22 protein-coding genes are annotated in these 25,698 nt (G+C 72.4%); 5 read left to right on the forward strand and 17 right to left on the reverse strand.

Features of this window, described 5'->3' with window-relative positions; translation table 11 throughout:
- Positions 1 to 92: 92 nt before the first annotated feature.
- From tatC to FV227_RS07765, 7 genes are all read right to left on the reverse strand, one after another.
- Positions 93 to 893 (reverse strand): twin-arginine translocase subunit TatC, encoded by an 801-nt coding sequence (gene tatC, locus FV227_RS07735; protein WP_147727046.1) that lies wholly within the window; start codon positions 891 to 893, stop codon positions 93 to 95.
- A 3-nt stretch (positions 894 to 896) separates the two neighbouring features.
- Positions 897 to 1,448, reverse strand: coding sequence for a Sec-independent protein translocase protein TatB (gene tatB, locus FV227_RS07740; RefSeq protein ID WP_147727045.1), 552 nt, complete (start codon positions 1,446 to 1,448; stop codon positions 897 to 899).
- A 101-nt stretch (positions 1,449 to 1,549) separates the two neighbouring features.
- The gene (locus tag FV227_RS07745; RefSeq protein WP_147727044.1) at positions 1,550 to 1,825 is read right to left on the reverse strand and encodes a twin-arginine translocase TatA/TatE family subunit; all 276 of its coding nucleotides are present in this window, start codon (positions 1,823 to 1,825) and stop codon (positions 1,550 to 1,552) included.
- A 159-nt stretch (positions 1,826 to 1,984) separates the two neighbouring features.
- Entirely contained in the window at positions 1,985 to 2,992 is a 1,008-nt protein-coding gene (gene nagZ / locus FV227_RS07750; RefSeq protein WP_147858685.1) for a beta-N-acetylhexosaminidase, read from the reverse strand.
- Between the two features lie 231 nt (positions 2,993 to 3,223).
- The gene (locus tag FV227_RS07755) at positions 3,224 to 4,639 is read right to left on the reverse strand and encodes an SPOR domain-containing protein (RefSeq protein WP_147858686.1); all 1,416 of its coding nucleotides are present in this window, start codon (positions 4,637 to 4,639) and stop codon (positions 3,224 to 3,226) included.
- A 38-nt stretch (positions 4,640 to 4,677) separates the two neighbouring features.
- On the reverse strand, positions 4,678 to 6,438 hold the full coding sequence (argS, locus tag FV227_RS07760) for an arginine--tRNA ligase (RefSeq protein ID WP_147727586.1): 1,761 nt from the start codon (positions 6,436 to 6,438) through the stop codon (positions 4,678 to 4,680).
- An 83-nt stretch (positions 6,439 to 6,521) separates the two neighbouring features.
- Positions 6,522 to 7,007: a thioesterase family protein gene (locus tag FV227_RS07765; RefSeq protein ID WP_210246704.1), complete on the reverse strand. Its 486-nt coding sequence runs from the start codon at positions 7,005 to 7,007 to the stop codon at positions 6,522 to 6,524.
- A 272-nt stretch (positions 7,008 to 7,279) separates the two neighbouring features.
- On the opposite strand from FV227_RS07765, the gene rutA reads away from it, so the two are divergent.
- From rutA to rutD, 4 genes are read left to right on the forward strand one after another with little or no spacing between them, the layout of a single operon-like run.
- On the forward strand, positions 7,280 to 8,380 hold the full coding sequence (rutA, locus tag FV227_RS07770) for a pyrimidine utilization protein A (RefSeq protein WP_147842930.1): 1,101 nt from the start codon (positions 7,280 to 7,282) through the stop codon (positions 8,378 to 8,380).
- The gene (gene rutB / locus FV227_RS07775; RefSeq protein ID WP_147727584.1) at positions 8,380 to 9,123 is read left to right on the forward strand and encodes a pyrimidine utilization protein B; all 744 of its coding nucleotides are present in this window, start codon (positions 8,380 to 8,382) and stop codon (positions 9,121 to 9,123) included. Before rutA ends, rutB begins: the two co-directional genes overlap by 1 nt.
- Before the next feature lie 25 nt (positions 9,124 to 9,148).
- Positions 9,149 to 9,568, forward strand: coding sequence for a pyrimidine utilization protein C (rutC, locus tag FV227_RS07780; protein ID WP_147858687.1), 420 nt, complete (start codon positions 9,149 to 9,151; stop codon positions 9,566 to 9,568).
- Positions 9,568 to 10,335, forward strand: coding sequence for a pyrimidine utilization protein D (gene rutD / locus FV227_RS07785; RefSeq protein ID WP_147727582.1), 768 nt, complete (start codon positions 9,568 to 9,570; stop codon positions 10,333 to 10,335). Before rutC ends, rutD begins: the two co-directional genes overlap by 1 nt.
- Here rutD and FV227_RS07790 read toward each other — a convergent pair.
- Positions 10,304 to 12,157 (reverse strand): adenine deaminase C-terminal domain-containing protein, encoded by a 1,854-nt coding sequence (locus tag FV227_RS07790; protein WP_147858688.1) that lies wholly within the window; start codon positions 12,155 to 12,157, stop codon positions 10,304 to 10,306. The genes rutD and FV227_RS07790 overlap by 32 nt on opposite strands.
- Positions 12,158 to 12,265: 108 nt before the next feature.
- Here FV227_RS07790 and hydA point away from each other — a divergent pair, with 108 nt between their 5' ends.
- Positions 12,266 to 13,675 (forward strand): dihydropyrimidinase, encoded by a 1,410-nt coding sequence (gene hydA, locus FV227_RS07795; protein ID WP_147858689.1) that lies wholly within the window; start codon positions 12,266 to 12,268, stop codon positions 13,673 to 13,675.
- Positions 13,676 to 13,678: 3 nt separating this feature from the next.
- On the opposite strand, the gene FV227_RS07800 is transcribed toward hydA, so the two are convergent.
- The 9 genes from FV227_RS07800 to FV227_RS07840 all read right to left on the reverse strand — a co-directional run.
- Positions 13,679 to 16,573, reverse strand: a complete 2,895-nt coding sequence (locus FV227_RS07800) for a molybdopterin cofactor-binding domain-containing protein (protein ID WP_147728321.1) — start codon at positions 16,571 to 16,573, stop codon at positions 13,679 to 13,681.
- Positions 16,570 to 17,391, reverse strand: a complete 822-nt coding sequence (locus FV227_RS07805) for an FAD binding domain-containing protein (protein WP_147728322.1) — start codon at positions 17,389 to 17,391, stop codon at positions 16,570 to 16,572. Before FV227_RS07805 ends, FV227_RS07800 begins: the two co-directional genes overlap by 4 nt.
- A gap of 42 nt (positions 17,392 to 17,433) precedes the next feature.
- Positions 17,434 to 18,453, reverse strand: coding sequence for a biotin-dependent carboxyltransferase family protein (locus FV227_RS07810; RefSeq protein WP_147858690.1), 1,020 nt, complete (start codon positions 18,451 to 18,453; stop codon positions 17,434 to 17,436).
- Complete coding sequence (locus FV227_RS07815; protein WP_147729887.1) at positions 18,450 to 19,205, reverse strand: allophanate hydrolase subunit 1; 756 nt, start codon at positions 19,203 to 19,205, stop codon at positions 18,450 to 18,452. Before FV227_RS07815 ends, FV227_RS07810 begins: the two co-directional genes overlap by 4 nt.
- Before the next feature lie 4 nt (positions 19,206 to 19,209).
- On the reverse strand, positions 19,210 to 19,971 hold the full coding sequence (locus tag FV227_RS07820; RefSeq protein ID WP_147843867.1) for a 5-oxoprolinase subunit PxpA: 762 nt from the start codon (positions 19,969 to 19,971) through the stop codon (positions 19,210 to 19,212).
- A 217-nt stretch (positions 19,972 to 20,188) separates the two neighbouring features.
- The gene (locus FV227_RS07825; protein WP_147858691.1) at positions 20,189 to 21,739 is read right to left on the reverse strand and encodes a Do family serine endopeptidase; all 1,551 of its coding nucleotides are present in this window, start codon (positions 21,737 to 21,739) and stop codon (positions 20,189 to 20,191) included.
- Between the two features lie 162 nt (positions 21,740 to 21,901).
- Positions 21,902 to 22,597 (reverse strand): DUF2459 domain-containing protein, encoded by a 696-nt coding sequence (locus FV227_RS07830; RefSeq protein ID WP_147858692.1) that lies wholly within the window; start codon positions 22,595 to 22,597, stop codon positions 21,902 to 21,904.
- Positions 22,598 to 22,600: 3 nt separating this feature from the next.
- Positions 22,601 to 25,342 carry a valine--tRNA ligase gene (locus FV227_RS07835; RefSeq protein WP_147858693.1) on the reverse strand — a complete coding sequence of 914 codons (2,742 nt, stop codon included), beginning with the start codon at positions 25,340 to 25,342 and terminating at the stop codon, positions 22,601 to 22,603.
- A gap of 93 nt (positions 25,343 to 25,435) precedes the next feature.
- The coding region (locus FV227_RS07840; protein ID WP_147858694.1) for a DUF2497 domain-containing protein at positions 25,436 to 25,698 on the reverse strand (263 nt) is incomplete at its 5' end.

The following is a 25,698-nucleotide window of genomic DNA, read 5'->3' on the forward strand; positions in this document are numbered from 1 at the left end:
GAGCAAGCCCCGCCCGGGATCCTCAAAATCGAGCCTCACCCGCAGCCGGGTCATGCCCCGTCGTCGTCGACGCCCGGCGTCGCGGCTCGGTCTTACGGGTCGAGCCCTTCGGCGATGCGGCGGCGGGCGCGCAGCGTCTCCATGCGCGACACCGAGAACACCGAGGCCTCGTAGAGCAGCAGCATCGGCAGCGCGAGGGAGAGCTGCGAGATCACGTCGGGCGGCGTCAGCACGGCGGCGGCGACGAAGACGAGGACGATCGCGTAGCGCCGCTTCTCGCGCAGGAACTTGGCGTCGATGATGCCGATCTGCCCGAGCAGCGTCAGGATCACCGGCAGCTGGAAGGCGATGCCGAAGGCGAAGATTAGCGTCATGATCAGGGAGAGGTACTCGTCGACCTTCGGCAGCAGCGCGATCGTCGGCTCGCCGGCGACGCCGACCTGCTGCAGCGACACCGAGAACTTGATGAGCAGCGGCATCGCCAGGAAGAACACGACCAGCGCGCCGAGCACGAAGAACACCGGCGTGGCGACGAGGTAGGGCATGAACGCCTTGCGCTCGTTGCGGTACAGGCCCGGGGCGACGAAGGCGTAGATCTGCGTCGCGATCACCGGGAAGGCGAGGAACGCCGCGCCGAAGACGCTGAGCTTGATGTTGGTGAAGACCTGCTCGAGGAAGTGCGTCGCGATCAGCTTGGCGTTCTCGACCCCGACGATCGAGACGTAGGGGTGGACGAGGATGTTGTAGATCTCGCGCGAGAAGAAGAAGCACCCGAAGAACATGATCACGAACGCGATCAGCGACTTGATCAGCCGTGCGCGCAATTCGATCAGGTGGTCGAGGAGCGGCGCCCGCGACGCCTCGATCTCGGCCTCGTCCGTCTGGTCGATCATCGCTTAATGGCCTGCGGCCGGTGCGGAGGGGGCCGGGCCGTGCGGCGCGGGCGTCGGGTCCGGGGCCGGCCCGTAGGGGTCGTCGACGGATCCCGGGACGGGAAGCGGCTCGGGGGCGGCCTGCACTTCCGCGACGGGCTGGGCGACGGGCTGTTCCAGGGCCTTCGGCACGTCGTAGGCGCCGCCGGTCGTCGGAGCCGCGCTCTCGGCCGCCTTCAGCTGCGCGGTGGCGTCGGCCAGCGTCGCCGAGCTCGGCTTCGGCGCGCGGGCCTCGACGGCGCCCTTGAGCTCGTCGCGGATGGTCTGGACCGGGTTGAAGCCGCCGCTCGCGCCCCGCACCGTGTCGCGGATGCCGTCGACCTCCTTGCGGACGTCGTCCAGCTCCGCCTCGCGGATCGCCTCGTTGAACTGCATCTGGAACTCGCCCGCCATGCGGCGGACCTTCCGCGTCACCTGCCCGACGGTGCGCAGCGCCTTTGGCAGGTCCTTCGGCCCGATGACGATGAGGGCGACGCCGCCGATCAGCATCACCTCCCCCCAGCTCATGTCCAGCATGTCGTCGACGGTCCTGCAGCCTCGGGCCCGTCGCCACGGCGCCGACGGGCCTCGGGAAATGAGCCGTGCCCCCACACGCGGGGGCGCGGGCCCGGGCCTCCTCAGACGGGCTTGCGCTCGCCCTGCGGCAGGTGGCTCGCCGGGATCGCGGTGCCGGGGCTGGTCTCGCCCGCGTGCGGGATGGTGCGGACGGGCTCGGCCGGGGCGACGGGCGGGGTCGCGGCCTGCGTCGGCGCCTCGTCCTCGGCCATGCCCTTCTTGAACGCCTTGATGCCCTTGGCGACGTCGCCCATCAGGTCCGAGACCTTGCCGCGGCCGAACAGCAGCATCACGATGACGGCGACGACGACCCAGTGCCAGATACTCATGCTGCCCATGGCAACCTCCTGCGCCACGGGTCACGCATCGTGAGAGACGTGTCCGCGTCGGCACGTGTCCGCGGTTGAATTTCGGGCAGAACCTAGGGACCGCGCCGGGTTAACACAAGCGGTCAAACCCGGATCGCCCCGGCAATCCCATGCGGGGACCGCGCCCCGTCAGGCGGCCTGCGCTAGGGCCGCGGCGAATTGCGCACGGGCCAGCGGCAGGTCGAGGCCGTCGCGGGCGCCCCCGAGCCGGGCGAGCGCCGCCTCCGCGCGGCGCAGGGCGGCACCGGCCAGCGACGGCGTGCCCTCCGCGACGGCGCGCATCTCGTCCGCGTCGCCGTTGCAGTGGAGCGCCACGTCGATGCCGGCGGCGAAGGCCGCCTCGGCCCGGGTGCGGAACGGCCCGGTCAGGGCATGCATCGACAGGTCGTCGGTCATCAGCAGGCCGTCGAAGCCGATCGCGCCGCGGATCACGTCGGCGATCACGGGCGCCGACTGGGTCGCCGGCCGGTCGGGATCGATCTGCGTGAATACCACGTGGGCGCTCATTGCCATCGGCAGGTCGGCGAGGGCGCGGAAGGGCCGGAAATCCTGGGCCGCGAGGGATTCGAGGCTCGCCTCGACCACCGGCAGGCCGTGGTGGCTGTCGCAGGCGGCGCGGCCGTGCCCGGGGATGTGCTTCATCACCGGCAGCACCCCGCCGGCCATCAGGCCCTCGGCCACCGCCCGGCCGATCTCGGCCACCTGCTGCGGCGTCGTGGCGTAGGCGCGGTCGCCGATGATGTCGTGGGCGCCGGGCTCGGGCACGTCGAGGACGGGCGCGCAGTCGACGTTGATGCCGACGTCGGCGAGGTCGTGCGCCATCAGGCGCGCGCCGAGCCGCGCCATCGCGGCGGCCGCCCCGTCGAGCCGGCGGAAGCGCCCGCCGGCCGGGTAGGCCGGCCAGTGCGGCGGCCCCATGCGCTGAACCCGGCCGCCCTCCTGGTCGATCAGGATCGGCGCGTCGTCCCGGCCGATCGTGGCGCGCAGCGACGCGGTCAGCGCCCGGACCTCGTCCGGCGTGCCGATGTTGCGCTTGAACAGGATGAAGCCCCAGGGCCGCACGTCGCGGAAGAACGCGGTCTCGTCCGGCGACAGGGTCTTGCCGGCGCAGCCGAGGATCAGGGCACGGGAGGTCATCGGGGACGGTCTTCCCGGGAGGGTTGGGTTGCGGGCATCGCCTGCCCGGACGAAGAATACGAATCCGTGGCGAGCGTCCGACAGGAGATGCCCGCGCCGCAAGGCCAAACCGCGACGTCTGCCGGACCATCGGTCCGCGCACGCTCGGGTGTTGCGCCGGCGACTCAGGCGCGGCCCCGGCGGATCGCCGATCTCAGGCGATCCGCCGACGCGGGTTTTGTGGAGGCGGGCTCAGTTCTTGGCGACGAAGCACTGTCCGCCGGCGCCCTGAAGCTCGGTGCAGAGGCTCGTGGCTTTCGCCTTGGCCAGCGGCCCGACGCGGACCCGGAAGATCGTCTTGCCGTTGACCTCGGCCTGGCGGATCAGCTCCGGCTTGCCGGCGAGCTGGCTGTACTTGCCCTGCATCTCGCGGAAGGCGGTCTGGGCTTCCTTGGCGCTGGTGCGGACGCCGAGCTGGACCGAGAACCCGCCGACGGCGGCGTTGCTCACGGTCGCCGTCGTGGCCGGGGCCTCGACCGGGACGGCGGCCTCGGGCGCGACGGCGGCGACGCGCTGCGGTGCCTTCGGCTTGGCCGGCGGCGGGACCGCCGCAGCGGGCGTGCGCTCGGGCGCCGGCGGCGCCTGCGTTGCGGCGGGCTGCGAGGGCGGCTGCGCGGTCGCGGTCTGGCTCGGCATCTGCGGCGTCGAAGCCGCCGCCATCCGGCCGGGCTTGGGGCGTGCGGCGGATGCATCGTCGCCCGGCAGCGTCATGGTCGGGACCGGCGAGATCGGGGACGATTCCGCCTGGGCCTCGCGCTGGACCGCCGGGGGCGGGGTGTCCGGCCGGACCACGACGGTGCGGACCTTGCGCGGCTGGCCGAACACGTCGAACGAGGCCGAGCCCGGCGTGAGGTTGGCCGTCTCGCCGCGATCCTGTGCCGGCCGATCCTGCCCTTGCGCCGCGCGGGCGGCCTGGGCCACGTCGAGGGGCTGCTCCTCGCGGTTGACGATGCGGATCTGGCTGTCCTTGGCCTTGGGCTCGTAGATCTGGCGGTTCTGGTCCGGGATCTCGACGCCGTCGGCGACCTTCGGCGCGACCTTCACCGGCGAGGTGTCGGCCTGGATCACCGGCACGCCGCCGCCGCTGCCGCCGCGGCTCAGGCCCTTGTAGGTCAGTGCGCCGGTCACCGCGACGACGACGACGGCGACGCCCGCGCCGACCGTGACCAGCCGCCGGCGCGGCTTCACCCGCTTCAGGCTGCGCTGGTCGTAGGCCTCGGAACCGCCGTCCTGGTAGGTCTGCGCGTCGCCGTAGGCCACCGGCTGGTCGGAGCCGTGGTCGACCGAGGCGAGATACTGGTCGAACGCGTCGGCCGGGGTGTTGCGCTGCGGCTCGGCGTAATCGTTCGGATGATGGGCGGCCTCGTTGCCGAAGCTCGGCTCCTGGCGGCCGCGATGGGCGGACGCCTGGGGGGCGGGCTCGCGCCGGTCGTCGCGGGCGGCGAGGAGGGCGCGGAAAGGATCGTCCTGGCCGACGATGCGGGCGAGTTCCGCCAGCGGGTCGGGCTTCTGCGCGGCAGGTTCGACGGCCCGCGGGGCCGGCGAAGGCTGCTGCAGATCGCGCGCGAAGGCGTCGAAATCGACAGGCGCACGCGAAGCGTTCGTCATGGCAGCATCCTTATCCTACGCCGACTTAGGGGGCGCACTCATCGCATCGCGTCCGGAGCGCTCACGCCAAGCACGGCGAGACCGGATGCCAGGACGCCTCGCAGCGCTTCGATCAGCGCCAGCCTCGCCCGAGTCGACTTTCGGTCGGTTGGATTAACAAACCGTAATTGCGGCAAGTCTTTGCCCTTGTTCCAGAAACTATGCAGGCTGCTCGCCGTTTCATAGAGGTGGAACGCGATCCGGTGCGGTTCGTGGGCGGCGGCGGCCGCCTCCAGCACGCGGGGGTATTGCGCGATCAGCCGCAGCATCTCGGCCTCGCCCTCATCGGACAGCAGCGCGAAGTCCGCATCACCCAGCGCCGCCGCATCGGCGGGATCGAAGTCGGGGAACGCCTCGCGTGCCTGCCGCTGCACCGAGCGGATGCGGGCATGGGCGTACTGGACATAGAAGACCGGGTTGTCCTTCGACTGCTCGACCACCTTGGCGAGGTCGAAATCGAGGGTCGCGTCGTTCTTGCGGTAGAGCATCATGAAGCGGATCGCGTCGCGGCCGACCTCGTCGATGACCTCGCGGAGCGTCACGAACTCGCCCGAGCGCTTGCTCATCTTCACGGGCTCGCCCGCGCGCAACAGCCGCACCAGCTGGCACAGCTTCACGTCGAGGCTCGCCCGCCCGTCGGTGACCGCCTTCACCGCCGCCTGCATGCGCTTGACGTAGCCGCCGTGGTCGGCGCCGAGGACGTCGATCAGCTCGGTGGCGCCGGCGAGGTACTTCGCCCGGTGGTATGCGATGTCGGAGGCGAAGTAGGTGTAGGAGCCGTCCGACTTCAGCAGCGGCCGGTCGGTGTCGTCGCCGAAATCCTTGGTGCGGAACAGGGTCTGCTCGCGGTCCTCCCAATCCTCCGGCACCTGCCCCTTGGGCGGCGGCAGGCGGCCCTCGTAGACGAGGCCCTTCTCGCGCAGCTCCGCGAGCAGCGCCGCGACCGCGCCGCCGCCCTCCCCCTGCAGGGTGCGCTCGGAGAAGAACACATCGTGGTGGATGCCGATCGCGGCGAGGTCCCCGCGGATCATCGCCATCATCTCGGCGATGGCGGTCTCGCGCACCACCGGCAACCATTCGGATTCCGGTTGTCCGAGCAGCGCGCGGCCGTGGGTCTCGGCCAGCGCCTGCCCCACCGGCACGAGGTAGTCGCCGGGATAGAGACCCTCGGGGATCGCCCCGACCTCCTCGCCCAGCGCCTCGCGGTAGCGCAGGTAGGCGGAGCGGGCGAGCACGTCGACCTGCGCGCCGGCGTCGTTGATGTAGTACTCGCGCGTCACCTGCCGGCCGGCGGCGACGAGGAGGTTGGCCAGCGCGTCGCCGAACACCGCCCCGCGGCCGTGCCCGACATGCATCGGGCCGGTCGGGTTGGCCGATACGTACTCGATGTTGACCCGGCCGCCCGCCATCCGTCCGCGCCCATAGCCAACGGGATCGGCCAGCACGCCGCGCAGAACGCCGTGGAACACGGCGGGCGCGAGGCGCAGGTTGATGAAGCCGGGGCCGGCGACCTCGGCTCCGACCACGCGCGGGTCCGTGCGCAGCTCGGCGGCCAGCGCCTCGCCCAACGCCTTCGGGTTGGTCTTGGCCTCCTTGGCGAGCACCAGGGCGGCGTTGGTGGCGAGGTCGCCGTGGCTCGCGTCGCGCGGCGGCTCGACCACGACCCGGGCGAGGTCGAGGCCTTCGGGCAGCGTCCCGCCGCGGACCAGCGCCTCGACGGCCTCGCGCACGCGCGCCTCGAACAGGGCGAAGATGTTCATGATCGTGTCAAATCCGCTCGCACCGGCGCCCGACGATGCGACGGTGTCTCATCCCCGCGCCATAGCAAGGGGGGGCGGAGGTGTCACGGCAGGGACGGCTCCGCGGCGCTGGTCCACCCTTGCAGAACCGTGCGCAGCGGCTCCGGCAACGCGACGGGCCGGCGGGTGGCGCGGTCGACGTAGACGTGCACGAAGAAGCCCTCGGCCGCGGCCTCGTCGGCGTCGCCGCGGAACAGCCCGATCTCGTAGCGCACGCTCGACCGGCCGATCCGCGCGACGCGCACGCCGGCGGTGACCACGTCCGGGAAGGCGATCGGCGCGTGGTAGCGGCAGCCGGTCTCGACGACGAGGCCGATCACCGGGGATCGCGCGATGTCGAGCACGCCGGCCTCGACCAGCAGGCCGTTCACCGCGGTGTCGAAGAACGCGTAGTAGACCACGTTGTTGACGTGCCCGTAGACGTCGTTGTCGGCCCAGCGCGTGCCGATCGGGACGTGGCGCGGATAGGACGCCCGGTTCGTGGCGGCGCGGAGTGGGGTGGCGGCGTTCGGGGCAGGCGTCTCGCGCATCGCGGCGTCCATCGGGCAGGGCACGTGATGCCCGGTCTACCAGATCGCGGGCGGCGTTTCGCGCATCCGGGCGGCTCGATCCGCACCCGGGATCGCTTCCCGTCTGGGCGGATCGCGCGCATCGCCTGAGCAACCCGCGGAGATTTTGTGCAGAGCCGCGTCCGCGATTTGACGGGCTGGTTCGAGCGGTTACCGTTCCCCGTCTCGGGCCCGCCGCGAGCGGGTCGGGTCGCGTTCGGAAGAGGTGGCCGATGGACGAACCCGCCGCAGCGATGAATGTCGGGGTCTTCATCCCGATCGGCAACAACGGCTGGTTGCTCTCCGAGAATGCTCCGCAATACAAGCCGAGCTTCGCCCTCAACAAGGCGGTGACGTTGAAGGCCGAGGGCTACGGCCTCGACTTCGCCCTGTCGATGATCAAGCTGCGCGGCTTCGGCGGCAAGACCGAGTTCTGGGACCACAACCTCGAATCGTTCACGCTGATGGCCGGGCTCGCCGCCGTCACCTCGCGGATCAAGCTCTACGCCACGGCGCCGACCCTGTGCTTCCCGCCCGCGATCACGGCGCGGATGGCCGCGACGATCGACTCGATCTCCGAGGGACGCTTCGGCCTCAACCTGATCACGGGCTGGCAGAAGCCGGAATATTCGCAGATGGGCCTCTGGCCCGGCGACGCCTTCTTCGCCGACCGGTACCGGTACCTCTCGGAATACGCGCAGATCCTGCGCGAGCTCTGGGAGACCGGGCGCAGCGACCTCAAGGGCCAATACTTCCAGATGGACGATTGCCGCCTGAGCCCGCGGCCGCAAGGTGCGATGAAGGTGATCTGCGCCGGCCAGAGCGAGGCCGGCATGGCCTTCACCGCAACCTACGCCGACTACAATTTCTGCTTCGGCAAGGGCGTGAACACCCCTACCGCCTTCGCGCCGACGGTTGCGCGCCTCGAGGCCGCCAAGGCGAAGACCGGCCGCGACGTCTCCTCCTACGTGCTGTTCATGGTGATCTCCGACGAGACCGACGCCGCCGCTCACGCCAAGTGGGAGCACTACAAGGCGGGCGCGGACCAGGAGGCGATCGCCTGGCTCGGCGTGCAGGGCGCGGCCGACACGAAGTCCGGCGCCGACACCAACGTGCGCCAGATGGCCGACCCGACCTCGGCGGTGAACATCAACATGGGCACCCTCGTCGGCTCGTTCGAGAGCGTGGCGCGGATGCTCGACGCGGTGATGACCGTGCCCGGCACCGGCGGGGTGCTGCTGGTGTTCGACGATTTCCTGAAGGGGCTCGACGATTTCGGGCAGAAGATCCAGCCGCTGATGCAGACCCGCCGACACGTCGCCGCGGCTGCGGCGCCGCTCTCCGAGGTCGCGTGATGGAGGCGCCCGCCGGATACCGCGACGCCGCCGGCCGCTTCGGCGGCGTGACGCTGCCCGCGCGGCCCGAGCCGATCGCCTTCGCGCCCGAGGCCACCGCGCTCATCGTCGTCGACATGCAGAACGCCTACGCGACGAAGGGCGGCTACCTCGATCTGGCCGGCTTCGACGTGTCGCAGACCGGGCCGGTGATCGGCCGCATCGCCGCCGCCGTCGCGGCCGCGCGGGCGGCCGGCATCGTCGTGCTGTGGTTCCAGAACGGATGGGACGCCGACTACGTCGAGGCCGGGGGGCCGGGCTCGCCGAACTGGCACAAATCCAACGCGCTGAAGACCATGCGCCGGCAGCCGGGGCTGAACAGCCGGCTGCTGACCCGCGGCACCTGGGACTACGACCTCGTCGACGCGCTGAAGCCGCAGCCCGGCGACATCGTCATGGGCAAGCCGCGCTACAGCGGCTTCTACAACACGGCGCTCGACAGCACCCTGCGGGCGCGCGGCATCCGCACCCTGGTCTTCACCGGAATCGCCACCAACGTCTGCGTGGAATCGACCCTGCGCGACGGGTTCTTCCTCGAATACTTCGGCATCGTGCTGGCCGACGCCACCCACCAGGCCGGCCCGCCGAGCCTGCAGGAGGGCGCGCTCCTCAACATCGAGACGTTCTTCGGCTGGGTCTCGGACGTGGCGGCCTTCGAGAGGGCCCTCTGTGCCGAGCCGCGTCGCACCGAAGCCGCCGAGTGATCGCCAACGGAAAGTCCCGAACACAATGCCGAAGACCGTCGTGATCCCGCCCGGCACCGGCAAGCCGCTGGCGCCCTACGTGCCCGGAACCCTGGCCGACGGCGTGCTCTACGTCTCGGGCACGCTGCCGCTCGACGCCGACGCCAACGTCGTCCATGTCGGAGACGCCTCGGCCCAGACCCGCCACGTGCTCGAGACGATCAAGGGCGTCGTCGCGGCCGCCGGCGGGACCATGGACGACGTGACCTTCAACCACGTCTTCCTCAAGGACTGGGCCGACTACGCGGCGATCAACGCGGTCTATGCCGAATACTTCCCCGGCGAGAAGCCGGCGCGCTACTGCATCCAGTGCGGGCTGGTGAAGCCGGACGCGCTGGTCGAGATCGCCTCTGTGGCGCATGTCGGCAGGCCGGTCGGCGCGCTCGCCGTCGACACCTCGATCTGATGCCGGTCCATCACGACGTCGCCGGCGACGGCGCGCGGACCGTCCTGCTCTCGCCGGGGCTCGGCGGGATGGCGGGCTACTTCGCGCCGCAGATGCCCGCGCTGGATCCGCACTTCCGCGTCCTGACCTACGACCATCGCGGCACCGGCCGCTCGAAGGGCCCGCTCGAGCCCGGCCACGACATCGCGGCGATGGCGGAGGACGCGCTGTCGGTCCTCGACGCCACCGGCACCGCGAGGGCGGACGTCGTCGGGCACGCGCTCGGCGGGCTGATCGCGCTGCAATTGGCGCTCAACCACCCGACGCGCGTCGGGCGCATCGTCGTGATCAACGGCTGGGACGCGATCGATTCCGCGACGCTGCGGTGCTTTTCCGCCCGCAAAGCGCTCCTGAACCATGCCGGCCCCGAGGCCTTCGTCCGCGCGCAGGCGATCTTCCTCTATCCCGCCCCGTGGCTGTCCGAGAATGCCGCGCGGGTGGCGGCGGACGAGGCGCATGCGCTGGCGCATTTCCCCGGGCCCGAGACGGTGCTCGCGCGGATCGGCGCGCTGGAGCGCTTCACCCTTGCCGGGCGGCTCGGCGCGATCCCGCACGAGACCCTGGTGATGGCCGCCCGCGACGACGTGCTGGTGCCCTACACCGCCTCCGAACGCCTCGCCGCCGGCCTCGCCAAGGCCCGCCTCGATCTCGTGGCCGAGGGCGGCCACGCCCACAGTGTCACGCGGGCGGAAGCCTTCAACCGGACGCTGCTCGACTTCCTGCTCTGATTGGGCGGAAACTCTCCGAGGCCGGCTCGAACAGCGGCACCTGGCGCATCTCCGGCACCAGCACCAGGCCCCTGTCGGTGATGCGGATCTGCGGGATCACCGAGAGCGGGATCAGGTTGAAGCCCATGTAGGGGATGGTGCAGCCGGCCCGCTCCCAGGCGACCTTCAGGGCGCGGACCTCCTCGGCGACCGCGCCGACGCGCTTGTCCGAGAGCAGGCCCGCCACCGGCAGCGGCACCATCGCGACGACCGCGCCGTCCTCGACCACGCAGACCCCGCCCTGATGCGCCGCGACGGCGTCGACCGCGACCCGCATGTCGGCCTCGTTCAGCCCGGCGACGATGAGGTTGTGCGAATCGTGGCCGACGCTGCTCGCCACCGCGCCGCGCTTCAGCCCGAAGGCGCGCAGCAGCCCGTGCGCGGCGTGGCCGCCGAGCCCATGCCGCTCCACCACGGCGACGTGGCACAGATCGTTCTCGGCGAGCGTCGTCGGCCAGTCTACGGCGGGATCGAGCGTGATGCGCTCGTGGACGAGCTCGATGCCGGGCAGCGTCGTGCGGATCGCGTTGACGGTGCAGGGGGCTTCCGGCAGCGTCGGGATCAGCGACGGCACCGGCACCGGCAGGTGGACGGTGGCGTAGGCGCGCGCCGGGTAGCGGTAGGGGCGCGACAGGGCCGCGTCGAGGCGCGGCGTGATCGTGCGGTTCTCGACCACCAGCTCGCCGCCGTACCAGGTCGATTGCGGCACGAGGTCGTCGTCGAGCAGCACGAGGTCGGCCCGCCGGCCGCCACCGAGGCCGCCGATCTCGCCGTCGAGGCCGTAGCGCGTCGCGGGGTGCAGCGAGCCCATCGACCAGGCCGCCGGCTTCGGGATGCCCATCCGCACCGCTTCGCGCACCACCCAGTCGAGCCCGTATGCGAGGAGGTCCACGGCGTCGCGGTCGTCGGTGCAGCAGCAGACTCGCTTCCAGGCGGCGCCGTAATCGACCACCGTGCCGATCGCCTTCGGCAGCGAGTGCCACGGCGTTGTCGGCGGCCCGCCGCGCAGGAAGATCCAGATGCCGGCGTCGAGCAGGTCGTCGGCGATGTCGCGGTCGATCGCCTCGTGGGTGTCGGTGACGCCGGACGCGGCGTAGGCGGCGACGAAGTCGCGGCCGTAGATGTGGCCCGAGACCGGGCGCCCGCGCGACAGCGAAGCCGCGATGATCGCGTGGGCGCGGGGATCGCCCTCGGCGACCGCGACGAAATCCATCTTCTCGCCCAGGCCCAAGGCCTCGGGCCAGGCGTCGAACAGGGCGGCGATCTTCTCGGCGGTGAGGTCGCCGCCGGAGGTCTCCAGCTTAGGCGTCGTCGCCGGCACCGTGCTCGGCACGGTGAGGTAGATGTTGAGCGCCGCCGCGCGGGCATCCTCCAGCATCCAGGCGACGCCGTCGGCATCGAGCACGTTGCCGATCTCGTGGCTGTCGCAGACGATCGTCGTCGTGCCGTTCAGAAGTGCCGCCTCGGCGTAGGCGCAGGCGGTGATCATGCTGCTTTCGATGTGCAGATGCGGGTCGACGAGGCCCGGCGCGATCAGCCCGCCGCCCGCATCGAACCGCGCCGCGCCGCCGCGATGGCTGCCGGCGGGCTTCACCGCGGCGATCCGGCCGCCCGCGATCCAGACCTCGCGCTCGGGCAGGATGCGGTCGGAATAGGTCGAGAGCACCCGCGCGCCGGCGATCACGAGGTCCGGCTCGGCCCGGCCCGACGCCACGTCGGCGAGGCGGCGCGTCATCTGCGCGAGCGGCACGACGGAGAAGCGGTTCAGCGGCGCTGGGGACATCGGGTCGGACACTCTCGCGGGCGGATGGAGGCGATCCGGGCACGCATCGTGCCAGGGCGGCCGGACCGGTCGACAGGACCGAGGTTCCACCCGAGAGGCGGCGAAACCATGCCCGACTTCGATCTCGCGATCCGCGGCGGCACCGTCGTCACCGCCGCCGACACGCTGCGTGCCGAGATCGGCATCCGCGACGGCCGCATCGTCGCGGTGGCCGAGCGGGTGGCGGACGCGGCCCGGACCATCGACGCGTCCGGGCTGCTGGTGCTGCCGGGCGGCATCGACAGCCACGTCCACATCGCGCAGCCCTCGGGGCCCGGCATCGTCATGGCCGACGACTTCGCCTCGGCGACGCGGGCGGCCGCCGCCGGCGGCAACACCTGCGTGATGCCGTTCGCGTTGCAGCCGCGCGGCGGCTCCCTGCGCGCGGCGGCCGAGGCCTATCGCGGTCTGGCCGAGGGGCAATGCCACGTCGACGCGGCGATCCACCTGATCGTCTCGGACCCGACCGAGGCGGTGCTCGGGCAGGAGCTGCCGGCGCTGATCGCCGCCGGCTACACCTCGTTCAAGGTCTTCATGACGTACGACGACTTGGTCCTGAACGACCGGCAGATCCTCGACGTGTTCGAGGTCGCCCGGCGCGAGGGCGCCCGCGTGATGGTCCATGCCGAGGGCTACGACGCGATCCGCTACCTCGGCGAGCGCCTGGAGAAGGCCGGGGAGACCCGGCCCTTCGGCCATGCGCTGTCGCGGCCGCAACCGGTCGAGCGCGAGGCGGCGCATCGGGCGATCAGCCATGCCGAGCTGGTCGACCTGCCGATCGTCATCGTCCACGTCTCGGGCGAGCAGGCGATGGAGCAGATCGCGTGGGCGCAGGGGCGCGGCCTGAAGATCCATGCCGAGACCTGCCCGCAATACCTGACGCTGACGGCCGAGGACATGAAGGGGATCGGCGACGACCCGATGTCGGGCGCGAAGTACGTCTGCTCGCCGCCGCCGCGGGATGCCGCGAGCCAGGCGGCGATCTGGTCCGGCCTGCAGCGCGGGATCTTCGACGTGGTCTCCTCCGACCATTGCCCGTTCCGCTACGACGACCCCCAGGGCAAGCTCAACCCGCGCGCAAGAACCTCCTTCCGCTGGATCCCGAACGGCATCCCCGGCATCGAGACCCGGCTGCCGGTGCTCTTCTCCGAGGGCGTGTCGAAGGGGCGGATCTCGCTGAACCAGTTCGCCGCGCTCACCGCGACGAACCACGCGAAGCTCTACGGCCTGTATCCGAAGAAAGGCTCGATCGGCCCCGGCTTCGACGCCGACCTGACCCTGTGGGACCCAAACCGCCGCGAGACGATCACGCAGGCGGCGCTCCATCACGGCGCCGACTACACCCCCTGGGAGGGGTTTTCGGTGACCGGCTGGCCGGTGATGACGATCGCGCGCGGGCAGGTTGTCGCCGAGGACGGCCGGGTGCTGTCCGTGCCGGGCCAGGGCCGCGTGCTCGACCGGAGCATCGTGCCGGGCTGAAGGTCAGGCCGCCCCGACATCCCGAAAGATCCGGTCCGGCGCGAACGGCGTCGCGGTGAGCCGCGCGCCGGTCGCGTCGCGGATCGCGTTGGCGAGCGCCGGGGCGACCGGGTTGAACGGGCTCTCGCTCATCGATTTCGCGCCGAGCGGGCCGATGCTGTCGTGGGTGTCGGCGAACAGCACCTCGGTCGCCGGCACGTCGGCGCAGGCCGGGATGTGGTAGTTCCGGAACGTCTGGGTGATCACGCGGCCGGCCTCGTCGAGACGCACGTCCTCGTACAGCGCCGCGCCGAGGGCCTGCGCGACGCCGCCCTCGACCTGCCCGCGGCACTGCATCGGGTTGATCACGCGGCCGGCATCGGCCGCGTGGACGCTGCGCAGGATCCGGACCTCGCCGGTCCCCGGATGCACGGCGACCCGGAACGCCTGGACGTTGAAGGCGACCGAGCGCGGCGAGCCGTCGGCCCGGCCTTCCGCTTCGAGCGGACCCTCGGCGATGAGGTCGGCCAACGCGATGCGGCCCCCCGGAACGATCACGTGGTCGCCCTCGAGGCGGCAGTCGGCGTCCGCGGCGCCCGCCTGCGCCGCCGCCCGGGTCAGGATCGCGCGGGCGAGCGCCTCCGCCGCGTTCAGCGTCGCGCGACCCGCCACGACGATGCCGGTGCTGCCGTAGGCGCCGGTGTCGTGGCCGACCGCGTCGGTGTCGGAGGCGCGGATGCGGATGCGGTCCGGCGCGGTGCCGAGGGCGGCGGCCGCGATCTGCGCATGCACGGTGGTGGTGCCGTTGCCGAACTCCGCGGTGCCGACCAGAAGCTCGTAGACGGCGCCGTCGGAAGGGTCGCCATCACCGCGACGGACCCCCTCTCCCGTGCGGTGGAGGGCTGGGGTGAGGGACGAGGACGCGCCGGAGAGGCCACGCCCCTCACCCTGTCCCTCTCCGCCTGGGAGAAGGGACCCGCGATCGGATGGCCCGGACAGGGAAAGCCGGATGCGCGCGTCCGAAAAATGCCCGCGCGGGGGGATCGTGTCGATCATCGCCATCGCCATGCCCTCGCCGACACGCCAGCCCTCCGGAGCCGGGTCGCCGCCGGGGGCCGCCATCGCGCGCTCGGCGAGGTCGAGGCACTGGTCGAGGCCGTAGCTGCCGTATTCGACGTCGTGCGGCTCTAGGCTGGTCGAGACCATCGGGTCGCCGGGCCGCACCGCGTTGCGGCGGCGCATCGCGTAAGGGTCGAGGCCGAGGTCGCGGGCGAGCTCGTCCATCGCCGATTCGACGGCGAAGATCGTCTGGCTGAGGCCGTAGCCGCGGAAGGCGCCGGCCGGCAGGGTGTGGGTGTAGACGGCGTAGCCGTCGACGCGCTTGTTCGGGCAGCGATAGGCGCCGATCACCTCGTTGGTGCCGTGGTGGAGCACGCCGCCGGCATGGTTGCCGTAGGCCCCGGTGTTCGAGACGACGTCGAGCTGGATCGCGGTGAGCGTGCCGTCGGCTCGCGCGCCGAGCTTTACCCGGACCCGCATCGGATGGCGGGTGGTGGTGGCGGTGAACTGCTCCTGGCGGGTGAGCTCCCACTTCACCGGGCGCCCGGTGCGGAGCACCGCCAGCGCGACGAGATCCTCGGTCAGCATCTCCTGCTTGCCGCCGAACCCGCCGCCGACGCGGGCCGCCATCACCCGCACCTGCGATCGGTCGAGGTCGAACAGCGTGCAGAGCGCGTCGCGGGTCAGGAACGGCACCTGCGTCGAGGAGCGGATCACGAGGCGGCCGTCCGCGTCCCGCCAGCCGATCGCGCCGTGGGTCTCGAGATGGGCGTGCTGCACCCGTTGCGAGAGGTAGGTGCCCTCGTGGATGTGGTGCGCCTCGGCAAAACCCGCCTCGACGTCGCCGACCAGGCCGTGCGCCTCGGCCGCGAGGTTCGCGCGGAACGCCTGCGGCGGCGCGTCCGCCCCCGACACGACCCCGCCGTGGACTCGCGTCGCGTCGGGCCGCATCGCATCCTCCGGGTCGAACACCGCCGGCAACGGCTCGTAGGCGATAGCGAGCGCCCACACGCCGGCCTCGGCCGCGGCTTCCGTCTCGGCGACCACCGCGGCGACGCGCTGGCCGACGAAGCGGACGGTGTCGTCGAGCACGCGGGTGTCGGGCGCGTCGTCGGCCGGGTTCTCGTGCCGGCCGGTGGAGAAGCGCAGGTTCGGCACGTCCGCATAAGTGAGCACCGCGACGACGCCCGGGAGCGCCAGGGCCGCCGCGCGATCGATCGCGACGATCCGCGCGTGCGCGTGGTCTGAGCGCAGCACCCGCATGTGCAGCAGGCCCGGCATGGCGAGGTCGAAGGTGTAGCCGGCGCGGCCCGACACGATGTCCGGCGCCGCGGGCGCCGGCACGCTGCGCCCGATCGGGTCGCTCGCGGTCGCCGCCTCGGCCGAGGCGATGCCGGCGATGGCGTCGCGGATGGCGCGGTAGCCGGTGCAGCGGCAGAGATTGCCCTTCAGCGCCGCGCCGAGGTCGCGCTTCTGGCCCTGGTCGAGGGACGCCGCCGTCATGATCATCCCGGGCGTGCAGAAGCCGCACTGAAAGCCCTGGGCCGCGACGAAGGCCGCCTGCATCGGGTGCAGCGGGTCCGGCGCCCGATCCGGCGCCCGGTCCGGCACCCCCTGCCCCGGCCGGCACGGGCCGGACAGCCCCTCGATGGTGGTGACGCTGCGCCCCTCGGCCCGGAACGCCGGCAGCAGGCAGCTGTGGATCGGCTCGCCGTCGAGGTGGACCGTGCAGGCGCCGCAATCGCCGGCGTCGCACCCCTTCTTGACGCCGAACCAGCCCTGCTCGCGCAGCAGCGTGCGCAGGCACTGGCCGGGACGCGGCGCCACCTCCTCGGCATGGCCGTTGACGACGATCCTCATGCGCCCTCGCTGAGCTCGGCCCGAATCTCCTCGGCGAGCAGGCCGGTGACGTGGTGGCGCCAATCCGGCGCGCCGTGCACGTCGTCGTACCAGAGCGCGTCGTCGATCCGCGTTGCGATCGCGTCGGCGAGGTCGCGGGCGCTCGGCGGCGCCGGGAAGACGAGGCGCACCGGGCGGCGGGTCGAGGCCGTGACGGTGACGACGCGCGTGCCGTCGGCGTCCCGCGTGCCGATCAGCAGGGCGCCGGAGCGGCCGTTCGGGCTCAGCGAGATCCGGCGGAAGGCCGCGCGCCGCTTGAGGGCCGAGGCCGGCATGTCGAGGCGCAGCAGGACCTCGTCCGGGGCGAGCGCGGTCGCCTGCGGCCCGAGCACGAACTCGGCCACCGCCATCCGGCGCTCGCCGCCCGCGCCGGTGCGGATGGTGCAGACGCCGTCGAGCGCCACGGCGAGCGCGATCATCGGCCCGGCGGGCAGCGCAAGGCAGAGGTTGCCGCCCACGGTCGCCCGGTTCCAGATCTTGAACGAGCCGAGCAGCGCCCGGCAGCTCTGCCCGACGAGCGGCGCGGCGATCCAGGCGGGCGGCAGCTCGATCCGGTCCAGCTCGGCGATCGTGCAGGTGGCCGACAGGCTCAAGCCCGCTTCGGTCGCCGCGCTCGGCGGAAGCGCCAGGGCGGTGAGGTCGATCAGCCGCGCGAGATGCGGCTGCGGCTCCGAGAACAGCCAGGTGCCGCCGGCGAGCCACGCGTCGCCCGCGCGCCAGCCCGGCAGCGAGCCGGGCTCCCGCGGGGTGAGGACCGAGCTGATCGTATCGAGATCCATGCGGCTGCGCCCAAGCAAGTCTTCGTCCAACCGCCTAAGCGATCACCCACGTGCGTCGACGACGCCGTCCACGAGGTTGAGCCCAAGCAGCAGCTCCGACGGGAATGCGGTGCGGACCACCGGCTCCACCCGAATCTCGGGCGCGAGGCACGCGGCCTCCGCCCTGCGGGCCGCGACGGCGTCCGCGATCGAGACCGCGGCGAAGCGCAGCCGCGTGCCGGCCTGGGCCTGGGCGAGCCGCCCGAGGTCGGGGCCGATCACCGTGGCGATCTTCGGGTAGCCGCCGGTCGATTGCCGGTCGGCCATCAGCACGATCGGCAGCCCCTCGCCCGGCACCTGAATCGCGCCCATGGCGATGCCGTCGGAGACGATGTCGTGGCCGCGTGCATGGGTCAGGCGCGGGCCGTCGAGGAAGCAGGCCATGCGGTCGCCGCGCCCGGCGACCGTCCACGGGCCGTCGAGGAACGCCGCGATCTGGTCCGCCGCGAAGGCGTCGTCCTGCGGCCCGAGCACGACGCGGATCGTGTCGGCCGGCCGGTCGAGCCAGGGCGCGACCAGGGCCTGCGGATCGCCGGCGCCGGCGCGCGCCGCGTCGATCGCGAGGCTGTCGCCGGCCGCCAGCGCGCGGCCATCGAGGCCGCCGAGGCCGGACCGGGTGTGGGTCGCGGTCGAGCCGAGCACCGGCGCGACGGCGATGCGTCCGCACACCGCGAGGTAGCACCATGACCCGGCCGAGCCCGCCCGCACCGCGAGCGTCCGGCCGGGCTCCAGCGTCAGCGCGACGGCGGCCGGCAGCGCCTGGCCGTCGAGGGCGATGCGGAAGCCCGTGCTCGCCAGGACGAGGCCGAGCGGGCCGCCCTTCGCCGCGACGGTGATGCCGCCGGCCGAGACCTCGATCGCCGTGGCGCCGGGCGGGTTGCCGGCGGCGCGGTTGGCGGTGTCGAAGGCGAGCGCGTCCATCGGCCCGGCAGAGGTGATGCCGTAGCGCAGGTATCCGTGGCGCCCGGCATCCTGCAGCGTCACGCTCGGCCCGGCGGCGAGGATCGCGAGGCGCGGGCTCACGGCGCCGGGTCCCCGGCATAGGCTTCGCGCCGGGCCACGACCTCGCCGGCTGCGGCGCGCCGCTCCAGGGCCGAAAAGGTCGCGGCGTCCACCGGCGCGAAGCGGATGCGGTCGCCGGCGGCGACCGGGAAGGTCTCGTCGCGCTCGGGCGCGTAGAGCCGGGCCGGGGTCCGCGCGATGACGTACCAGCCGGTCGGCATCGGCACGGTGCCGATTGCGGCGAGCCCTCCGCCGACGAGGAGCGCGTTGGCCGGATGCGGCGGGCGGGGCTTTGCCCGGCGCGGCACCGCCAGTTCCCTCGGCAGGCCGCCGAGATAGGCGAAGCCCGGCGCGAACCCGTACATGTAGACCCGGTAGGTCGCCCCCGCATGCAGGCCTGCCACCCGCGCCGCGGAAAGGCCGGTGCGCTCGGCGATGGCGGCGACGTCCTCGCCGCAGGGCTCGCCCGCGCTGGTCTCGGCATAGCAGCAGGGCAGCGTCCAGAGCGTCGGCGCGGCCCGGCCCGCACCGGCAGCGTCCGCGAGCGCGACGACCCGCGCGGCAAGCGCCGCGCGATCGAGCACGAGCGGATCGTAGTGCATCATCAGCGAGCGGTAGGTCGGCACGGTCTCGTGGAGGCCGGCGGGCGGGTCGGCGCGCAGGGCGTCGTCGAGCGCCAGCACCCGGTCGTTGATCGCCGGATCGACCGCGCTGCCGAACTCGGCGACGAGCGCCGCCTCCCCGGCATCGAGCAGGCGCGGAGGCGGTCCCACCTCTTCAGGCCCGGAACGGGGCGAGGCGGATGCCGGCGCCCTCGAGCCGGTCGCGCACCGCCCGGGCGGTGGCGACCGCGTGCGCGGAATCGCCGTGGACGCAGACCGAGCGGATTGGCGTCGGCAGGCGGGTGCCCTGCGCGGTGACGATCGCGCCGGCCTCTACCATGGCGAGGACGCGGCCGGCGGCCTCCTCCGCGCCGTCGATCATCGCCCCGGGCCGGCCGCGGGCGATCAGCTGGCCGTCCTCGGCGTAGCCCCGGTCGGCGAAGATCTCCTGGTGGACCTCGAGGCCCGCCGCCTCGCCGGCCGGCACCTGCGCCGTCAGCGCGATGGCCAGCAGCGCCAGGTCGCGGTCGACCGCGCGCACGGCCCGGGCGATCGCGTCGGCGACGTCGCGCTCGGCGGCTGCGAGGTTGGCGAGCGCCCCGTGCGCCTTCACGTAGGCGATGCGATGACCTGCGTAAGCGGCGAGCGCCTGGGCGGCGCCGATCTGATAGGCGACGAGGCGCTCGATCTCGGGCGCGGTGAAGGGCATCCGCCGCCGCCCGAACCCCCAGAGGTCGGGAAAGCCCGGATGGGCACCCACGGCGACGCCGTTCGCCTTCGCCCGCGCGAAGGTCTCGGCCATGATCTCCGGGTCGCCCGCATGCATCCCGCAGGCGACGTTGGCCGAGGTGACGATGGCGAGCATCGCCGCGTCGTCGCCGCAGGCATAGGCGCCGAAGCCCTCGCCGAGATCGGAGTTCAGGTCGACGCTCGCCATCCGGTCGCGGATCCCGTGGAGTTCGCGGAGCCGACTATAGCGCGCCCGGAAACGGATTCCGAAGCAGGCCCCGGCCGATCCGGTTCAAGATCCGTTCCATCGGCGCGAGCGAGCGGTCACGACGAGACGGCACCGGCCGAACGCGTCCGCGTCCTGCCGATGCCGTGCGTGGGTCGATCGGGATCGCCGGGGGCGAGGCCCCGGCGCGCGTGTCGGATCAGCCGTCGTTCTTGGTCAGCGAGATCGCGACGAAGCGGGTCACGCCCTTGCTGCTCTTCACCCGCATCAGCACCGCCTTGCGCCCGCTGGATTCGGCCATGCGGATCTGCTCGGCGACCTCGGAGGGGCGGGTCACGCTCTTGCCGGCCACGTCGAGGATGACGTCGCCCTGCTCGATGCCCTTGGCGGCGGCCGGGCCGTCCGGATCGACCTGGACCACCGCGACGCCGCTGTCGGACAGGCCGACCTCCGCCGCCGGCGCCAGGCTCAGCCCGAGCCGCGGCTGGCCGCCGGCCATGCCGGTGTCCGAGGAGGCCACCTTCGACCCGTCGGTCGGGAGCGCGCCCAGCGTGATCGTCGCGTTGTCGGACTTGCCGCCGCGGAGATAGGCGATCTCAACCTTGGCGCCGGGCTTCAGCCCCGCGATCTTGCGGGACAGCTCCTTGGCGTCGTTGATCGGGTTGCCGTTGACCGACTCGATCACGTCGCCGGACTTGAGGCCGGCCTTGGCCGCCGGCGTGCCGTCCTCGGCGTGATCGATCAGGGCGCCCTTCGGCTTGGCCATGCCGAGCCCCTCGGCGATGTCCTGCGTCACCGGCTGGACCTGCACGCCGAGATAGCCGCGGGCGACCTTGCCGTCGGTCTTGAGCTGATCGACCACCGCCTGCACGGTCTCGGCGGGGATGGCGAAGGCGAGGCCGACGCTGCCGCCCGACGGCGAGGCGATGGCGGTGTTCACGCCCACGACCTCGCCGTTGACGTTGAAGGTCGGGCCGCCGGAATTGCCCTTGTTGATCGGCGCGTCGATCTGCAGGAAGTCGTCGTACGGGCCGGCGCCGATGTCGCGGCCGCGGGCCGAGACGATGCCGGCGGTCACCGTGCCGCCGAGGCCGAACGGGTTGCCGATCGCCACCACCCAGTCGCCGACCCGCGGGGCCGCCTTGCCGAATTGGACGTAGGGGTAGCTGCCGGAATCCTTGATCTTCAGGAGCGCGATGTCGGTCTTGGAATCCTTGCCGATCACCTTGGCGTCCAGCGTCCGGCCGTCGTCGAGCGTCACCTGCACGGTCTTGGCGTGGTCGACGACGTGGTTGTTGGTCACGACGTAGCCGTCGGCGGAGATGATGAAGCCGGAGCCGACGGCGCCGCGCGGGCCCTGGTGCTGCGGCTGCATGCCGGGCGGTCCACCGTTCGGGCCGTTCTGGCCGAAGCGCTTGAAGAACTCGCGCAGCTGCGGCGGCACGTTCTGCAGGTTCTGGCCCTGCTGGCCGCTCGGGCCGTCCTCGTCGTCGCTGGAAGCGGAGTCGTCGAGCTTCACCTTCACCGAGACGACGCCCGGCTTCACCTTGTCGACGATGTTGGCGAACGAGCCCGGCGGGTGCTCCGGCGCGGCGATCGGGGATTGCGGCAGCGCCTGGGCGAGGGCCGGCGTGGCGGCCGGCAGATAGCCGCTGCCGAGGGCGCCGCCCGCGATGAGAGCGGCGGCGGCGACCGAGGCCAGGGCCCGGCGGCTGGTGCGGGCGGTGGTGCGGGTCTGCGGAACGGACATGCGACAAGTCTCCGGGGACATCTTCGGCGCCGCCGGCTCGGCGGGCGATGACCCTGTCCTAAGGCCCGGCGCCTCACCCGCCCGTGACGGGCGCATTACCGTTTCGACAGGTTGGCCGGACGCCGCCGGGCCGACGACGGCGCGCGCAGCGTGGCGCGAGCGTCACGGGACCGCCGTCGCGCCGGAGCGCCATTCGAGATCGAGGATGAGCCCGCGCGGCAGCGTCGCGAGCACCGGCGCGACGGGCAGGCCGGCCGCGTTGACGAGGCCGGCGGTCCAGTGGTTGCACACGTTGGTCCAGGAGAACCGGCCTGCGCCCCGGTAGAACAGGCTCGGCCCGTAGAGGCCGGGGCCGACGTCGACCGGATGGCCGCCGGCGAGCGCGAAGCCGGTTTCCAGCCGCGCGAGGAGCTTTTCCAGCCCGGCGGCCGAGACCGGGATCGCCAGGATGTCGGCGTGCGGAAAGCTCGCGCGTGGGTTCGCGTCGAGGCCGACCACCTGGATCACGCCGTCGCTGCCGCCGGGCGTGAACAGGGCGCCGAGCGCCAGCCGCCAGTCGAACTCCGCCAGCGTCGGCGTCGCCGCGTAGAACCGGGCCTCGCCCCAGCCGAACTCGAGCGTCGGGTAGGCGCGGAACCGCACGGCGATGTCGCGGAGCGCCGGCCCCGCCCCCGGCCCCGTCAGCGCCGCGACCGGAAGCGCGATCCCGCTGTGCCAGCCGTGGCTGACCACGTGGATCACCTGCGGCGCCGCCTCCGCGGGCGGATAGAGGGCCGGGTCGCCCGGCCGCGCCGTGAGGATCACGGCAAGGACGAGCGCTCCGACGATGCCGGCCAGCGCCTTCGCCAGCCGGCGCAAGGCTCAGGACGCCGGGTCGCTCAACCGCGCCAGCGCCTCCTGAAGCTTGGCCAGCCGCTCGGCCTCGGCCTCGCGCCGCTCGCGGCTCTCCTCGATCACCTCCTCGGGGGCGCGCGCCACGAAGTCGGCGTTCCCGAGCTTGCCGTCGAGCTTCCTGATCTCGCCCTCGGCCTTGGCGGCCTCCTTCTTCAGGCGCGCCACCTCGGCGCCGAGGTCGACGATGCCCTCCAGCGGCAGGGCCGCGACGCTGCCGCGGACCAGCAGTTGCACCGCGTTCTTCGGCGCGGCGTCGGCGAACCCGATCTCGGAGAGGCGGGCGAGGCGCACCAGCGTGTCGTGCCAGGCGCCGATCCGCGCCCGCACCGCCGCATCGGCCCCGACGATCACCAGCGGAACCTGCGCGCCGGCCGGAACCCCGGTCTCGGAGCGGGCCGAGCGCACCTCGGAGACGAGGTCGACCACGAAGCCGATCTCGGTCTCGGCCTCGGCATCCGCCAGCCCCGACAGGTCGGGCCAGGGCTGGAGCGTGAGCAGGCCGCGATCGGGCAGCGCCGCGCCCTTGATCGCCCACAGCTCCTCGGTGAGGAACGGCATGAACGGATGCAGCAGCTTCGCGATCTGGTCGATCAGGAAGGCGATGGTCGCTTGCGTCTCGCCCTTCAGCGCCGGGTCGACGCCCTCGCCCTGGAGCACGGGCTTGGCCAGCTCGATCGTCCAGTCGCAGAAGATGTTCCAGACGAAGCGGTAGGCGGCGGCCGCCGCGTCGTTGAAGCGGTAGGCCTCCAGAGCGGCGGTGACCTCGGCGACGGCACGCGCGGCCTCCCCGAGCGCCCAGCGGTTCAGCGGCTCCCGCACCGCCTTCGGATCGAAGGCGGGATCGAGGGCGCAGCCGTTCATCTCGGCGAAGCGCGCGGCGTTCCAGAGCTTCGTCGCGAAGTTGCGGTACCCTTCCACGCGGGCCGGGCTGAGCTTGATGTCGCGCCCCTGCGCGGCGAGCGCCGTCAGGGTGAAGCGCAGCGCGTCGGCGCCGTACTGGTCGATCAGCCCGAGCGGGTCGACGACGTTGCCCTTCGACTTCGACATCTTGGCGCCGGAGGCGTCGCGCACCAGCGTGTGCAGGTAGACCGTGTCGAACGGGACCTCGTCGGTGACGTGCAGGCCGAGCATCATCATGCGGGCGACCCAGAAGAACAGGATGTCCTTGCCGGTCACCAGCGTGTTGGTCGGGTAGTAGCGCGCGAGCTCGGCGGTCTTCTCCGGCCAGCCCAGCGTCGAGAACGGCCACAGGGCGGAGGAGAACCAGGTGTCGAGGACGTCCTCGTCGCGGCGCAACGCGACCGGCGAGCCCTGCTTGGCCGCGGCCTGCGCCTCGGCTTCCGCCTCGCTGCCGGCGACGTAGATGCCACCCTCCGCGTCGTACCAGACCGGGATCTGGTGACCCCACCAGAGCTGGCGCGAGATGCACCACGGCTCGATGTTCTCGAGCCACTGGAAGAAGGTCTTCTCGGAATTCTCCGGCACGAAGCGCGTGCGCCCGTCGCGCACCGCCTGAAGCGCGCGCTCGGCCAGCGGCTTCACGTTCACGTACCACTGGTCGGTCAGGTAGGGCTCGATCACCACGCCCGAGCGGTCGCCGTGCGGGACGGCGTGGGTGTTGGCTTCGATCTCGCGCAGGCGTCCCGCCGCCTCCATCAGCGCGACGACGGCCTTGCGGGCCGCGAACCGGTCGAGGCCGTGGAGGGCCAGCGCCTCCGCATCCGGGTTCGCGTCGGCCAGGAAGTCGGCGTTGCCGTCGAGTGCGATCCGCGCCTCGCTGTCCAGGATGTTGATCGGCCGGCAGCCGTGGCGACGGCCGACCTCGAAGTCGTTGAAGTCGTGCGCGGGCGTGATCTTGACCGCGCCGGTGCCCTTCTCGGGATCGGAATAGTCGTCGGCGACGATCGGGATCAGGCGCCCGACCAGCGGCAGGCGCACGTGCTTGCCGACGAGCGCGGCGTAGCGCTCGTCCTCGGGGTGGACGGCGACGGCGGTGTCGCCGAGCATGGTCTCGGGGCGCGTCGTGGCGACCGTGATGATGTCGCCCGTCTCGATGCCGGCCGCGTCCACCACCGGATAGTCGAAGTGCCAGAGGTGGCCCTTCACCTCGACCTGCTGGACCTCGAGGTCCGAGATCGCGGTCTGGAACTTCGGGTCCCAGTTCACGAGGCGCTTGTCGCGGTAGATCAGCCCCTGCGCGTGCAGGTCGACGAACACCTTCGTGACCGCGCGGACCATCTGCTCGTCGGGCGCGCCGCGCTCGCCCATGGTGAAGCGCTCGCGCGACCAGTCGCAGGAGGCGCCGAGCCGCTTCAGCTGCGAGACGATCGCGCCGCCCGATTCCGCCTTCCAGGCCCACACCTTGTCGAGGAAGGCCGCGCGGCCGATCTCGCGGCGGCCCGGCTCCTGCGCCTCCATCATGCGGCGCTCGACCACCATCTGCGTGGCGATGCCGGCATGGTCCATGCCCGGCTGCCACAGCACGTCGCGGCCGCGCATCCGCTCGAAGCGGGCGAGGATGTCCTGCAGCGTGTTGTTGAGGGCGTGGCCGATATGCAGCGAGCCCGTCACGTTGGGCGGCGGGATGACGATGCAGTACGGCTCGGCACCGGCCCGGTCGGGCCGCCCGGCGCGGAACGCGTCGGCGCTCGTCCACGCGGCGCTGGCGCGCGCCTCGGCGCCGGCCGGGTCGAAGGTCTTGTCCATCATGGGCGGGCGATCGCGGGTCCGTCTCGAGAATTTCGAGCCCGCTTTCAACCCGTCACGGGCCTCCCGTCAACACGGGCGGCGACACGCGCGACCTCAGCGGCCGCGGGCGACCCGCTCGATCTCGACGCGCACCAGCCGCTCGACCATCACCGGCAGGTTGTCGTCGAGCCAGGCCTTGAGCATCGGCTTCAGCATGTCCTGGACGAGGTCTTCCAGGCTGCGCGCGTTCTGGCTCGACACCGTGTTGGCGAGCAGGTTGAAGGCCTGGTTGACGCTGGCGCCGGCCGCGGACGAGATCAGCCCGGGCTCCGGCGCGGGGTCGGGCCTGCGCGCCGGAGCCCGGGCTGATCTCGTCC

It is taken from the genome of Methylobacterium sp. WL119, from assembly GCF_008039875.1.
GTDB lineage: Bacteria > Pseudomonadota > Alphaproteobacteria > Rhizobiales > Beijerinckiaceae > Methylobacterium.

What these genes read in the sequence shown, in the direction of transcription:
- FV227_RS07825 (WP_147858691.1), bottom strand. Translation starts at nt 21,739, where the DNA reads ATGTCCGTTCCGCAGACCCGCACCACCGCCCGCACCAGCCGCCGGGCC.
- FV227_RS07790 (WP_147858688.1), bottom strand. Translation starts at nt 12,157, where the DNA reads ATGTCCCCAGCGCCGCTGAACCGCTTCTCCGTCGTGCCGCTCGCGCAG.
- rutC (WP_147858687.1), top strand. Translation starts at nt 9,149, where the DNA reads ATGCCGAAGACCGTCGTGATCCCGCCCGGCACCGGCAAGCCGCTGGCG.
- tatB (WP_147727045.1), bottom strand. Translation starts at nt 1,448, where the DNA reads ATGCTGGACATGAGCTGGGGGGAGGTGATGCTGATCGGCGGCGTCGCC.
- hydA (WP_147858689.1), top strand. Translation starts at nt 12,266, where the DNA reads ATGCCCGACTTCGATCTCGCGATCCGCGGCGGCACCGTCGTCACCGCC.
- FV227_RS07755 (WP_147858686.1), bottom strand. Translation starts at nt 4,639, where the DNA reads ATGACGAACGCTTCGCGTGCGCCTGTCGATTTCGACGCCTTCGCGCGC.
- FV227_RS07835 (WP_147858693.1), bottom strand. Translation starts at nt 25,342, where the DNA reads ATGATGGACAAGACCTTCGACCCGGCCGGCGCCGAGGCGCGCGCCAGC.
- FV227_RS07820 (WP_147843867.1), bottom strand. Translation starts at nt 19,971, where the DNA reads ATGGCGAGCGTCGACCTGAACTCCGATCTCGGCGAGGGCTTCGGCGCC.
- nagZ (WP_147858685.1), bottom strand. Translation starts at nt 2,992, where the DNA reads ATGACCTCCCGTGCCCTGATCCTCGGCTGCGCCGGCAAGACCCTGTCG.
- rutB (WP_147727584.1), top strand. Translation starts at nt 8,380, where the DNA reads ATGGAGGCGCCCGCCGGATACCGCGACGCCGCCGGCCGCTTCGGCGGC.
- FV227_RS07765 (WP_210246704.1), bottom strand. Translation starts at nt 7,007, where the DNA reads ATGCGCGAGACGCCTGCCCCGAACGCCGCCACCCCACTCCGCGCCGCC.
- argS (WP_147727586.1), bottom strand. Translation starts at nt 6,438, where the DNA reads ATGAACATCTTCGCCCTGTTCGAGGCGCGCGTGCGCGAGGCCGTCGAG.
- FV227_RS07805 (WP_147728322.1), bottom strand. Translation starts at nt 17,391, where the DNA reads ATGGATCTCGATACGATCAGCTCGGTCCTCACCCCGCGGGAGCCCGGC.
- rutD (WP_147727582.1), top strand. Translation starts at nt 9,568, where the DNA reads ATGCCGGTCCATCACGACGTCGCCGGCGACGGCGCGCGGACCGTCCTG.
- FV227_RS07800 (WP_147728321.1), bottom strand. Translation starts at nt 16,573, where the DNA reads ATGAGGATCGTCGTCAACGGCCATGCCGAGGAGGTGGCGCCGCGTCCC.
- rutA (WP_147842930.1), top strand. Translation starts at nt 7,280, where the DNA reads ATGAATGTCGGGGTCTTCATCCCGATCGGCAACAACGGCTGGTTGCTC.
- FV227_RS07745 (WP_147727044.1), bottom strand. Translation starts at nt 1,825, where the DNA reads ATGGGCAGCATGAGTATCTGGCACTGGGTCGTCGTCGCCGTCATCGTG.
- tatC (WP_147727046.1), bottom strand. Translation starts at nt 893, where the DNA reads ATGATCGACCAGACGGACGAGGCCGAGATCGAGGCGTCGCGGGCGCCG.